This window comes from Archangium gephyra, assembly GCF_049060025.1.
Taxonomy (GTDB): Bacteria; Myxococcota; Myxococcia; order Myxococcales; family Myxococcaceae; genus Archangium; species Archangium gephyra_A.
The window spans coordinates 5919076-5931947 of the sequence record NZ_JBMEQQ010000002.1; the positions used below are offsets into that span (position 1 = coordinate 5919076).

Below are 12872 nucleotides of genomic sequence, written 5' to 3' on the forward strand. Positions count from 1 at the left end.
CCGGCAAGCCACACATGTGGCATACGGACACTTGCACTGTCTGTCGCTCATCACCCGTGGAGGTGCCCCGGGGCGCTACTTCCCCGGGGACAACGCCCCGGAGGGCAGGTCCGCGCACAAGCGGATGCCCACGGTGATGTTGCGCAGGTTGCGCTCGGGCATCTCGCGGTTGGCCAGGCGCGCCGAGGCGGAGGCGAAGTAGTAGGCGCCTCCTCGCGCCACCACGCCCCCGGGCTCCAGCGTCGAGCGCGTCCACTCCCACGCGTTGCCCGCCAGGTCATCCACGCCGAAGGGGCTGCGGGAGGCCGGGTGTGAGCCCACCTCGTCGGGGCCGAAGCCCCCGGGCTCCTTGCCGTACGTGAGGTCCACGTTGGCATCGTCCGGGGCGAGCGAGTCACCGTGGGGGAACTCGCGGCCGTCCTCGCCTCGCGCGGCGCGCTCCCACTCCAGCTCCGTGCACAACCGGGCTCCCGGCACCCGCCCCGTCTTGTGCAGCCAGGCCGCGTAGGCCTCCGCGTCCGCGAACGAGATGCCGGTGACGGGGAAGCGCGTCCAGTCCTGCTCCACCCGCCGGTCCCGCTTCGCGTAGCGCACCCGCTCGCCGAGCCGCACGGTGTAGAGCACGTCACCGGGCTGGAAGCGCAGCGTCCAGGTGCCCCGCTCCCGATCCAACTGGAGCATGCCGTGGTAGGGGGTGCTCGTGCGCGGCTGGCGGAGGGCGCGCTCCTTCGCGGGCAGGGACTCCAGGAAGGCCAGCCACTCCGTGTACGTCGTCTCCTGGCGGGCGATGAGGAAACCCTCCGTCTCCTTGGCATGCAGCGGCACGGCGTTGAAGAAGCCGCGCACGCTCGCATCCGCCGCGCTGCCGAAGAGCACGCGCCCCGGCGGCACATAGACGAAGCCCGGGGGAACCGTTCCCGTGCGCAGCAGCGGCGGCGCCAGGCGTCTGCGCTCACCGCGGGCGAGGCGCAGCGGAACGAGCGCGGGCTCGTGGCCCGGGGCACGCACCGTCAGCCGCCAGTCTCCCGGGGGCACCGCCATGTCCACCCAGGGCCCCGGCGTGGTGGGCACCGGCTCGCCGATGACCTCGCGGCCCTCCGCGTCCCGGGACATGGGCCGCAATTCCAGCTCCGCGCCGGAGACGGGCAGCTCCAGGGTGACGAGCGCGGGAGACGTCCACCGCCGCCAGCGCTCACCCGTCGTGTCGTACAGCCGCAGCCGCTGCAGCAGCGCCGTCAGCTCGCTGGTCTCCATCGCCTGCTCGGCGTGGAGGGCGCGCTCGAGGAGGAAGTCGGCCAGGGCCGCCCGGACGTCCTCGCGCATGGGATCCAACACCAGCGCGTGCTCCAGGTGGTCTCCCGCCTCGTTGAGGCGCCGGTGCAGCACGGCCTCGGCGGTGGTGGTGCGCGCCCAGGCCGCGTCGCCCTGCTGCTTGCGGCCGGCGTCATAGTGGCTCAGCGCCTCCTCGCGCGCCGTGGAGAAGGTGGTGTGCTCGCGCTGCACGCCCTGCATGGCGGTGGCGGCCTCGGCCAGCCAGCCGCGCACCGCCCGGTCGCGCACCGACGCCTCGTGCCACCGCAGGCCCGCGTAGACGAGCCCCAGCGACAGGACGAAGCCCACCGCGAGGGCCCGGCGCAGGTGGCGGCTGCGCACCACCGTGCGGCGCGAGGCCTCCAGGAAGGCCAGCTCGCGGCGGGTGAGCTGCGCGCGCTCGAGCGGGGCGGCCTCGGCCAGCTGCCGGTGGCTCCAGAGCATGTCCCGCACCCGGCCCAGGCGCTCCCAATGGGCGGAGTCGGCCTCCAGCCGGGCCTGCACCTCGCGCAGCTCGGCGGCCTCGGCCAGCCAGCGCGCCAGGGTGCCCCACCCCGTCAGCAGCGCCTCGTGGGCCACTTCATAGGAGGTGCCCCCGTCCACCTCCCGCGCCACCAGCAGGCGCGCCCGCACCAGCGCCTCCAGCACCGCGCGGTGGCGCGGGTCGTCTCCCACCAGCTCCCGGTCCGTCTTGCGCGCCCGCGTTCCCTCGGCGGTGATGAGGCGCAGCAGCACCCCGCGCGCGGCCGTGCGTTGATCCGGCAGCATCCGCTCCACGGCCGCGTCCGCGTGCTTGGCCAGCGCGCCCGCCACGCCGCCCAGCCCGTCCAGCGCGGCCTGGGTGATGACGCCCGAGTCCTCGTCGCGTGCCTCCCACAGCTCGGCGAGCGCGAATTGCAGCAGCGGCAGCCCGCCCCCGGCGGCCGAGGCCACCAGCGCATCCACCAGGGACTCGGACTCGAAGCGCACGCCCTTCACCCGGGCCGGGCCCACCACCGCCTCGCGAATCTCCTCCGGGCCGAGCGCCCGCAGCAGGTAGAGCGCCCCGGGCACGAGCGCGCCCAGGCCCGGCACCGCCGTCAGCCGGGTGAGGAAGTCGCTGCGGCACGTGGCCAGCACGCGCACGCCGGACACGCCCTCGGCCAGTCCCCCGAGCGCGAGCCCTGCCTGCGCGGCCTCCGCGTCCCCCGCCAGCGTCACCAGCTCCTCCAGCTGGTCCACGTAGAGGGCGAGCCCCCCTTCGGGGCCGAGGTGGGCCCGCAGCCGGCGCGCCAAGCCCGTGGGGTCCGCGCGCAGGGAGGCCACCAGCCCTTCCTCATCGGCGCCCAGCACGGGGGCCAGCGCGGCGGCGAGCGCCGCGACGGGACGCCTGCCCGGAATCAGCCGCACCCCCCGCCAGCGCCGCCCGTCCTCGAGCGCCCCGTCCGCGAGCCGGGGCAGCACCCCGGCCAGACACAGCGAGGACTTGCCCACGCCGGAGTCGCCCGCGACGAGCAGGAAGGGCTCGGCCCGGAGCCGCTCCAGCACCTCGCGCTGCTCACGGCGCCGGCCGAAGAAGAGGGCGCGGTGCTCGGCCTCGAAGGCCTGCAGGCCGCGGTAGGGATTGCCCTCGGGCACGGCGCCCGCCCACTCGTCGCGCGAGAGCAGCTCCAGCGCATCCAGCAGCGCCACGGCGGAGGCGAAGCGCTCCTCGGGGGCCCGGTACAGACACCGGTCCACCACGGCCGCGAAGTCCGCGTCCACGCCCGGCACGGCCTCGGCCAGCGGCCGCGCGTCCAGGGTGCGCACCGCGTGGGACAGCTCCCGCAGGGGCACGTGCCGGAAGGGGCCCCGGCCGGCGCACAGCTCGTAGAGCACCAGCCCCAGCGAATACACGTCGCTGCGCGCGGTGAGCTCCTCCCCCGCCCAGGCCTCCGGGGACATGTAATAAGGAGTGCCCACCAGCATGCCCGCGGGCAGCGACGGCAGGTCCACCCCGTCGAGCGAGCCCGCCACGCTGTCGGCATCCAGCTCGGGCAGGGGCGGCGGCCGGGCCGGGGTGGCCGCGGGCGGGGCGTCCTCCTGGTTGGAGCCATCCGCGTCCAGCAGCTTGGCCAGCCCGAAGTCCAGCAGCTTCACCTCGCCCGTCTCGGTGAGCAGGGCGTTGGCCGGTTTGATGTCGCGGTGCAGCACGCCGCGCCGGTGCGCCGCCCCCAGTCCCCGCGCCAGGTCCTTGCCGAGCCCCAGCACGCGCTCCCACGGCATGGGCCGGGGCAGCCGGTCCAGCGAGGTGCCGCGGACGAATTCGGAGATGAGGTAGGGGTGGTTCTCCAGTTCCCCCACCCGGTAGAGGGTGACGACGTGGGGGTGCTGGACGCGCGCCGCGGCCCGGGCCTCCACGAGGAAACGGCTGAGCGCGCCTTCCCCCAGCGCGCGCACGAACTTCACCGCCACCGGCCTGTCGAGCAGGGTGTCGTGCGCGAGGTACACGCGTCCCGTCGCGCCATGGCCGATGAGGCGCACCAGACGGTACTCGTCGAACGCCTCGGGCGGAGTCCACCCGTCGACGTTGGACCGGGATGCAGGCGGAGGGCCCACGGGGTCGGTCGTACCTGGGTGTGAGGTCAGGGCCTGCGCTTGCTGGGTTTGAGCATCCGGCGGATGCGGTCTTCCAGGTCCTGCGGGAGGCAGGGCTTGGCGATGAACTCGTCCGCGCCGGCCTGCCGCGCCTGTTCCGCGTTGCCGGCCAGCACATGGCCGCTGAGCGCCATCACCGGAATGTCCCGGGTGCGCAGGTCCTGCTTCAACCGGCGCGTGGCCTCCCAGCCATCCATCACCGGCAGCGACAGATCCATCAGGATGATGTCCGGCAGCACGCCCTGGGCCTTTTCCACGGCCTCGACGCCATTGCGGGCCACCTCTACCTGAAAGCCGACAAATTCCAGGTACTCCGCATACATCTCGCGGGCGTCATCGAAATCGTCGACCACGAGCACCCGCCGGCGCTCGGCCGTATTGGCCGGCTCGGGCGGTTCTCCGCCTTCATGGGGCCTGTTTTCGAGGGTTTGCGTGAGCGGTAAGGTCATAGCGCGGGGCCCCTCGTACAAGGTGGGAACGCCGCACCATGCTATGTACGGCCTCGCGGATGCGCTCGTGGGCGCCAGCCTCCAAGCGCGTCCGGGCCACAAATCCTGTCGTGGCCCGGACACTTCACGCACAGCGATGGTGACTCGGGACATTCAGGCCACGCAGTGCCGCCTGGACGCCTGCCCTCCACCGCCGACTGCCGGACTACAGCCCGCTACAGCTTGCCCAGCGTCACCTCGAGACCGGGGCTGGAGGCCGAGGACACGGGCGCGCCCCAGGAGGTCTCGTAATACGTGGACAGGTCCGACGACTGGAACTTCGTGAAATCCGCCCGCACCTTGACGGTGTTGGTGGTGAGGTTGATCGCCGCGCCGCTGTAGGTGAAGACGAAGCGGGTGGTGGCCTCGTTGAAGTTCACCGAGTCGATGGGGTAGCGCGTGGGCGACTCCGCGGTGAAGCAGGGGTTGGAGGAGGGCGGAGCGGCGGGGGCCGCCTTGAAGGACGGCGGGCTGGCCTCGCCCGTGCTGACGACGGCGTCGAGCAGCACGGCCGTGGGCAGCACGGCCTGGTTGAAGTTGATGATGATGCACTCCCCCGGGTCCAGGGTGCCGGCGGTGCCGGTGGCGCCATCCCGGTAGAGGGCGCTGGAGAGCTGCAGCGCCCGGGGGCTCTTGGGGTCCCCGCTGATGAAGTAGCCCTTCCAGGTGCGCACGGTGCCGTCATACGCCGAGGTGGCGCGCAGGATGAGGTTGTACTCCACGCCCTCGCGGATGGAGGCGGGGGGCGTCAGGGTGTACACGTCCCCGGCGGCGCTCGACGTCACGGTGACGTCGAACTTCTCGCGGCCGTACTCGTCCGCCACGAGCGCCAGCAGCGACTCGCGGGCCACGGGCTGGCTGAAGCCCAGGTAGATGGGCTCGCCGGGCCGGACCAGGTTGCGCATCGGCTTCTTCTGCAGCTCCATCTGCGGCTTCTGCGGATCTCCATCGGCCAGCTTCACGTAGTGGAGGCTGGGCACGTTGGTGGCGACGATCTGGAAGCCCGAGGCGGGGCTCTCGCCCCCGGCGTCATTGCGCGGGACGGGCAGCCGCAGGAGCTGCGAGCCGCCGCTCACGATGAGCGTCGAGGCGTCGATCTTCTGGGCATAGCCCGCGGCGTCGATGATGCCGTCGCCATTGGTGTCCACCGGATCCACCCAGAGGCGGTAACCCCCGGCGGCCTCACCCACGCCGCCAATGCGCGCGAGCTCCGCGGGGGCGGGCACGCCGGGGAAGGTGACGATGCCCAGGGCATCCGCCTCGGCGGCGACCACCACCGAGCTGACGGCCGTGGCCGTGCCGCCGTTGAAGGCGATGGTGCCGGCGGGAACGGCCTCGACGTAGGCCTTGGCGCCGCGGGCGGGGGAGCCCGAGGGCGTGAGGAGCGAGAAGCTCACGCTGCCATTCGTCTCGGCGAGCGAGACGGCGCCGATGTTGGCGTTGCCGTTGTTGATGGGGATGTTGCCCGCGTGCGAGGGCACCAGGGCGCTGGCGCGCAGCGTGGCGTAGCCCGGCTTGCTGATGGTCACCAGCACCTCGGCGCCGGCCGGCACGCTGGTGAGGACGAAGTTGCCCGAGGCGTCCGTCTTCGCCTCGAAGGGCTTGTCCGCCGGAGCGCTGCCGATGGTCAGCTTCACGTCGGCGTCCGCGAGGGGCGCCATCCGGGTGTTGAGCACCTGGCCGGAGACGGTCCCCTTGGGGTTGGCCGGGGCCACCACCGACACGGAGTCCGGATCCCGGACGCCGTCGGCGATGCCATCTCCATCCTTGTCCTCCGGCGCGCATCCGGCGACCAGGAGCGGCAGCACGACTGCCCAATGCTTCTTCATCTTCCCACCTTGAATGCTTGGAGGTTGAGCCCGCGTGGGGCGGCGCGGACACAGTCTCCGACCCGGCCCGGGTGCGTCAAGAAGGGCACAGTTGGCCGCCCGCCCCGGACGCAGCGGGTAGGGTGCAACGGGGGCGGACATTTCCGCGAGGGACGGGTGGTAGCGTGGGGCCCATGAGCGACGTGGACGTGAACGCGCCCTGCCTGGGCTGCGGAATCGTGAGTGGAGCCACCCGGCCCGTGGGAGGAGTGCTCGCCCGCTCGGCGGGGCTGGTGCTGCATGGCGTGGCCTCGCCCAGCCCCCTGCCCGGCTGGGTGGTGCTCACCAGCGTGCGGCACGCGCGCGCGCTGTACGACCTGGACGACGAGGCGGCCCGGGAGCTGGGCCCCTTGGCCGCGCGGGTGATGAGGGCGCAGCGCGAGGTGCTCGGCGCCGAGCACGCCTACGCCTTCGCCATCGGTGACGTGCTGCGCCATTTCCACCTGCACCTGGTGCCGCGCTACCGGGAAACGCCCCAGCGGCTCTGGGGGCGGGGGGCCTTCGAGGGGACGCCGGGGGACATGCGCCCGGAGGCGGAGCTGGAGGCGGCGGCCCGGGCCCTGGCGGCGGCCCTGGGGGGGTGAGCCGGGCGCCCGCCTGCTCCCTCTTCGACTCCCCGGGAGGCCCTCGGGTGGACCTTCGGCGCTGACGTGGAAGAATGGCGGCCGCCATGCCTGTGCTCCGCCTCGGCTTCCTCCTCCTGTCGCTGCTGCTCCTGCCCGCCGCCGCGCAGGCCAACAACACCGCGGATGAAGCGGACGTGGCCTTCGAGGTGGGCAACGAGGCCTACGCCCGGGGCCACTACGTCGAGGCGCTGCGCTCCTACTTCACCAGCTACCGGCTGGTGCCCAACCGCAACGTCCTCTTCAACATCGCCCGCTGCTACGAGGCGCTCACCCGCTACAACGAGGCGTACCGCTACTACAACGACCTGGCGCAGGAGCGGCTGTCCAACTCGGACGAGTCCGAGGTGCGCCGGGCCCTGGAGCGGCTGCGCCCCAAGGTGGCGCTGGTGCGCGTCACCACGGAGCCGCCGGGCGCCGAGGTGCTGGTGGACCGCGAGGACCTGGGCATCCGCGGCCTGTCGCCCCAGACGCTCGCGCTGTCGCCCGGGCGCCACAAGGTGATGGTGCGCAAGGAGGGCTACCGCCCCGCGGAGGAGAGCGTCTACGTGGCCCGGGGCCGCTCCGCCGCGCAGGAATTCAAGCTGGAGCTCATCACCGGCACGGTGGAGCTCACCGGCAACCCGGAGGGCGCGGAGGTGCGCTACTCGCCGGACGGCCCGGTGCTGGCGCGGGTGCCCGGGAAGCTGAACCTCACGCCCGGCCGGCACGTGTTGCACGTGAAGGCCCCCGGCCATGCCCCGGCCCAGTCGCTGGTGGACGTGCCCGCCGATGACACCGTGCCCCTGCAGGTGTCGCTGCGCCCGCAGGAGAAGCCCACCGGCCGCCTCATCATCACCGCCAACCGCGACAACGCCTCGGTGCGCGTGAACGGCCATGCCACCGGCTTCACCCCCACCGTCATGACGCTGCCCGAGGGCGAGCACACCCTGGAGGTGGAGAGCCGGGACGTGCGCCCCGTGCGCCAGTTGGTGACGGTGGTGGCCGACAAGGACACGCTCTTCCACGCGGACCTGAGCTACGCGCCGCCGCCGGTGCGCGCCGCGTCCAAGAGCCTGCTCTCCGTGGACGAGGCCCCCGCCTCCACCACCGTGCTCTCCCAGGAGGAGTTGCGCGCCTTCGGTTACACCACGCTGGCCGAGGCCCTGGCGGCCGTGCGCGGTTTCTTCGTCTCCAACGACCGCTCCTACACGTACCTGGGCGTGCGCGGCTTCGCGCCTCCGGGAGACCTCAACACGCGCGTCCTCATCCTCTGGGATGGCCACCCCGTCAACGACGTGTGGGCGGGCCAGGGCTACTCGGCGAGGGACTTGTCGGTGGACCTGGAGGAGGTGGAACGCATCGAGGTGGTGCGCGGCCCGGGCAGCGCGCTCTACGGTACGGGCGCCTTCTTCGCCGTCATCAACGTGGTGCCGCGCGAGTCGCTGGGCCTGGAGCGGACGGTGGAGGCCACGGCGGCGGTGGAGGCGCTGGGCACCACGCGGCTGCACGGCACGGCGGCGTGGGACGACGGGCGCAACACGGTCCTGCTGTCCGTGGCGGGGATGAACATGGGGGGCGCGGAGACGACGGCGCTGGGCGGGGGCCTGCCGCTGGTGCAGGGGTTGGACGGGGAGCGCGCCGCCACCGCCTCGCTGCGGGCCCGCCTGGGGGGCCTGTCCTTCCAGGCTCAGATCCACGGCCGGCAGAAGCAGGTTCCCTCCGGCCCCTACGGCACGGTGCTGGGCGCCGAGGGCACCCAGGTGGAGGACTTCCGCGGCTTCGTCGAGGCGCGCTACGAGAAGACCCTGAACGAGTGGATGAGCCTGTCGCTGCGCGGCGCCTATGACGGCAGCCGCTACCGGGGCTATTGGATGTACGAGAATGAGGACGGCAGCCTGCGGCGCGACACCGACGCCGGCCGCGCCGACTGGCTCACCGCCGAGGCCCGCTTCCTCTTCAATCTCTCCAGCACCAACCGCCTCACCGTGGGCCTGGAGGGCCAGAGCCAGCTCCGCGTGGAGCAGGAGAGCTTCGGCCCCGAGGGCGGCAACGCGGTGCCGCTGTCCAGCAACAGCCGCGTGCTGCTCTCCACCTACCTGCTGGACGAGTGGCGCCTGCACCCGCGGCTGACGATCTCGGGAGGCCTGCGCCTGGACAAGTACCTCGACCTGGACACGACGCCCATCACCCCCCGGCTGGCCCTCATCGCCCGCCCCTACGATCAGGGCCTCACCAAGCTGGTGGCCGGCCGCGCCTTCCGCGCGCCCAACGCCTACGAGCTCGACTACCACGACGGTGGCGTCACCCAGGCCCCCGCCGGGGCGCTGGAGCCGGAGACCATCACCACCCTGGAGCCTCGAGCACGCGCACGACCTGACGAACGAGCTGCGCCTCACCGTGGCCGGCTACCACAACCGCATCACCAACCTGGTGGTGCTGGAGCCCCAGTCGGGGCCGCCCCGGTGCGGCAGCCCGAGTGGCACCGCGGAGTGCCTCGTCTTCAGCAACCGGCCCGGCGAGACGCTCGCCTGGGGTGCCGAGGCCGGTCTGCACTGGCAGCCGGGGCGCTACCTGCTGGTGGACCTGAGCTACTCCTTCGTCACCCTCCAGAATGCCTCGGAGGAGGTGATCACCTCCTCCCCCGCGCATCTGGCCTCCGGACGGCTGCTGGTGCCCCTGGGCAATGGGGACCTGCGCCTGTCCACCCAGGCCACGTACCAGAGCGCCCGGGGCGGTGCGAAGGAGGGCGCGGAGTATGGCGAGGCGCTGCTGCTGGGCGTGGGCCTGTCCGGCGAGTTCCAGCGCATGCGCTACTTCGCTGGCGTGCAGAACCTGCTCGACAGCCGCTACGCCCTGCCGCTGGGCACCGAGCGCGCCGCCGCGCCCGTGCCGCAGTACGGCCGTACCTTCACGCTGCAGCTCACCGGCAGCTTCTGAGCCTCACCGCTTTCCGGCGGGGCTCACAGCTTCAAGGGGAACTCGCCCTGCCCCTCGGCGCAGAAGAGGCCCAGCCGGTTCCTCCCCACGTACTTCACCTCCGGGCCCCCCTTCTTGAAGTCGGCCAGCGGAATCTCCCGCCTGCCGCCGGGTGCCATGCCGCCCAGCTTGTACGTGTCCCGTCCCCGGATGACGAGGATGCAGTCGCTCCAGGTGATGGTGTCGGTGTTGGTGAACTCGATCTTCAGGTTGAAAGGGGGGAAGCCCCTGAGGGCGGGGCGTCCGCTCAGTTGCCGGGGCCCGGCGGGAGCCACCTCCGAGGGCGGAGGGGTGGTACCGGCCCGGGGCTCGACCTCGGAGTCCTCGGGCGTGTCATTCGCGCTGGCGGCCTTGGGGAGCACCACGTAGCGATCGACCTTGTCCGCGTTGCGCACCCGCGGGTCGGCCCTCAGCGTCGAGCGCATTGCCTTCACCTCTAGGACCGTTGCTTCGCCCAACAGCCTCGCCTTGCCGTCCTTCACGGGCCCGGCGACCACCTGGAGGACCATGCCCACCGAGAGCCCCGCGCGCCGCCCATGGTCGACGCTGAAGTAGTCATCACGTTTCGACTTCCTCAGCAACGCCCTGCGCTCCGCGGGGACGAGCTTCTGCGGGCGAGCCTGTGACTCGGAAGGCTTCGGCTTCGCGTGCTGAGCCGCCTTGGCCTCGGCCTCCATCTCGGACTCGGAGGGGACCATCGGCTGCTGGGGCTCGACGGGAGCGGCGGGCTGCTCGGGGGCCGCGCCAATACCTGGAGCCTGGGGCTCCCCGGCCATGGAGGGGGGAGCACCGTGCGGGGGCCGGCCCTCCTCGTGCGGAGGTGGAGGGGGCGGTCGCGGAGGTCCACCGGGCCGCGGGCCCTCGGCCCACTCGTGCGGCGGAGGCGGAGGCGGACGATCCATCAGGAGCGCGGTGACGCCGGCCGTGGCGCCGATCAGCCCCAGGGCCCCGAGGGCGATCGCCGCAGTCCACCCCTTCTTGCCGGGCCCGGAGGACTTTTCCAGCCGGAGCGTCTCCGCCGGCCCGGTGGCGGGTACGGCGTCGGCCGCGGGGGTGGCGGTGGCGCCAGGCGAGCGCACCAGGGTGGACTCATAGCCCGTGCCGGCGTCCGCCTGGGACGGCTCCGGGGGCATGGGGAAGCGCGCGGTGTTCGAGGGCACCGGGGCGCCGCCAGGCAGGGGCGTGCGGCGCAGGCCCGGGTTGGAGGAGACGCGGGAGATGAGCTGGCGCTGCGTGGCGAAGGCCTGCGGGCAGAGCGCGCGCACGAATTCGCCCACCTCCTCGGCGCCGAGGTTGGAGCCGGAGCGCAGCAACTGCTCGTTGAGGGCGCGGGCGAAGTCGTCGGAGCGGGCGTAGCGATCCCCGGGAGAGGGAGCCAGCGCGCGGCGCACCACCGCGTCGATGGCCGGGTCCACGTCCGGGCGCACCTCGTGAAGGGCGGGCACCGTGGGGTTGGACATGGCGGCCATCATCTCGCCCACCGTGCCATGCGGAACGAGGGGCCGGCCCGCGATCAGCTCCCACACCACCACGCCGCAGGAGTAGATGTCGCTGCGATGATCCAAGGACTCGGCGCGCACCTGCTCCGGGGACATGTAGCCCAGCTTGCCCATGACGGTGGACGGCAGGGTGTATTTGCTGCGCGCGGCGCTCTTGGCGAGGCCGAAGTCGATGACCTTGACCTCGCCCTCGTAGGACAGCATCACGTTGTGGGGCGAGACATCGCGGTGGACGATGCCCAGGGGCGAGCCATCCGGGCCCGTCTTGCGGTGGGCATAGCCGAGCCCCTCGGCGATGCGCTGGCCGAGGTAGAGCGCCACCGGGACGGGGAGCTGCTGGCTCTCGTTGCGAGCCTGCTCCTGCAGGTAGGCGAGGTCCACGCCGGCCACGTACTCGAGGGCCATGTAGTAGGTGCCCTCGGCCTCGCCCATGTCGTAGACCTGCGCGATGGACGAGTGGACGAGGTGCACGAGCACCTTGGCCTCGTGGTGGAAGCGATCCAGGAACTGCCGGTCCTTGAGGAGCGCGGGGAGGATCGTCTTGACGATGCAGGGCTTCTCGAAGCCGGCCGCGCCGGAAATCTTGGCGAGATACACCTCGCCCATGCCGCCCTGCCCGAGCAGGTGGACGAGCTCGTAGCGTCCGAGGAGGCGGGGAAACGGGGGGGTGTCGTTCATCGGCGGAGAGTCCATGGCCCTGGGGGGGGAACTCAGTCTACCCCCAAAATGTCCACTGCTCGCCGGACCCGGAGCGGCCGGAATTGTCGCCCGGCTACCGGGTCTCCTAGGGTGGACCCCGCAGGTCCATAAGATCAGCGAATCAGCGTGGACGGGCGGGTGGTGGACACCAGGCACGGGAAGACCGTACTGAACTTTTGTACAGCCCCCCCCCCCCCCCCCCCCCCCCCCCCCCCCCCCATCATCTCTAAACCCCCGATTTCACTGGGGATTTGTCTGGAGTTTTGACGCATGGTAGGGACTTCCTCCACCGACTCCATGGGTAACGGAACGAGGCTGCTGGCGTTGTTGAGCGCCGCGATGGTGGCTTGGGCCGGTTGTGGCCATGCGCGGCCCGCCCAGGGCCTGAGTGCCCGGACCTACGTCATTGACGAGGACGCGAGCGGAGTGGGCAGCGCGCTCGGCACAGGCGGCGCCGGGTACAACTGCGATGACGAGCTCAACCAGTGTTTCACCCGCTGCTGGGAGTCCGCACAGCAGCCCTACCCGCATGTCGAGCGCAACGAGTGGTACTACGAGCACTGCACGCGGGAGTGCCGCAAGCAGTACATGCAGTGCGTCGAGGGGCTGGAGAAGGAAGAGGCGGAGCGGGTGAAGAAACGCCCTCCGCTCGAGTTCTCCAGCTTCGACAAGGCGCGCGACTGGATACGGGCTCACAAGGCCGAGGTCGCGCTCGGAACCGTCGTCGTCGTCGCGGGTGTCGCCTTCATTCTCGCCACGGGCGGAAGCGGCGCGCTCATCCTCGCTCCCCTCGCCCTCTAGGGCGTTTCC

Annotated in this window: 7 protein-coding genes and 1 pseudogene; 4 read left to right on the forward strand and 4 right to left on the reverse strand. The window is 72.1% G+C overall.

The window, feature by feature from the left end:
* Positions 1-75 precede the first annotated feature (75 nt).
* The 3 genes from ACN28I_RS25575 to ACN28I_RS25585 all read right to left on the reverse strand — a co-directional run bounded on the left by ACN28I_RS25575 (position 76) and on the right by ACN28I_RS25585 (position 6244).
* Positions 76-3888, reverse strand: coding sequence for a protein kinase domain-containing protein (locus tag ACN28I_RS25575; protein WP_420944557.1), 3813 nt, complete (start codon positions 3886-3888; stop codon positions 76-78).
* Between the two features lie 26 nt (positions 3889-3914).
* Positions 3915-4376: a response regulator gene (locus ACN28I_RS25580; protein WP_420944558.1), complete on the reverse strand. Its 462-nt coding sequence runs from the start codon at positions 4374-4376 to the stop codon at positions 3915-3917.
* A 215-nt stretch (positions 4377-4591) separates the two neighbouring features.
* Positions 4592-6244, reverse strand: a complete 1653-nt coding sequence (locus ACN28I_RS25585; RefSeq protein ID WP_420944559.1) for a carboxypeptidase-like regulatory domain-containing protein — start codon at positions 6242-6244, stop codon at positions 4592-4594.
* A gap of 173 nt (positions 6245-6417) precedes the next feature.
* Here ACN28I_RS25585 and ACN28I_RS25590 point away from each other — a divergent pair, with 173 nt between their 5' ends.
* The 3 genes and pseudogenes from ACN28I_RS25590 to ACN28I_RS25600 all read left to right on the forward strand — a co-directional run bounded on the left by ACN28I_RS25590 (position 6418) and on the right by ACN28I_RS25600 (position 9825).
* Positions 6418-6867 carry an HIT family protein gene (locus tag ACN28I_RS25590; RefSeq protein WP_420944560.1) on the forward strand — a complete coding sequence of 150 codons (450 nt, stop codon included), beginning with the start codon at positions 6418-6420 and terminating at the stop codon, positions 6865-6867.
* A gap of 86 nt (positions 6868-6953) precedes the next feature.
* Positions 6954-9182, forward strand: a pseudogene (locus tag ACN28I_RS25595) (TonB-dependent receptor domain-containing protein); the annotation flags it as partial.
* A gap of 139 nt (positions 9183-9321) precedes the next feature.
* Positions 9322-9825, forward strand: a complete 504-nt coding sequence (locus ACN28I_RS25600; protein ID WP_420948713.1) for a hypothetical protein — start codon at positions 9322-9324, stop codon at positions 9823-9825.
* 23 nt (positions 9826-9848) lie between these two features.
* Here ACN28I_RS25600 and ACN28I_RS25605 read toward each other — a convergent pair whose 3' ends face one another.
* Positions 9849-12041: a serine/threonine protein kinase gene (locus tag ACN28I_RS25605; protein WP_420944561.1), complete on the reverse strand. Its 2193-nt coding sequence runs from the start codon at positions 12039-12041 to the stop codon at positions 9849-9851.
* A 291-nt stretch (positions 12042-12332) separates the two neighbouring features.
* On the opposite strand from ACN28I_RS25605, the gene ACN28I_RS25610 reads away from it, so the two are divergent.
* Positions 12333-12863, forward strand: a complete 531-nt coding sequence (locus ACN28I_RS25610) for a hypothetical protein (RefSeq protein ID WP_420944562.1) — start codon at positions 12333-12335, stop codon at positions 12861-12863.
* Positions 12864-12872 lie beyond the last annotated feature (9 nt).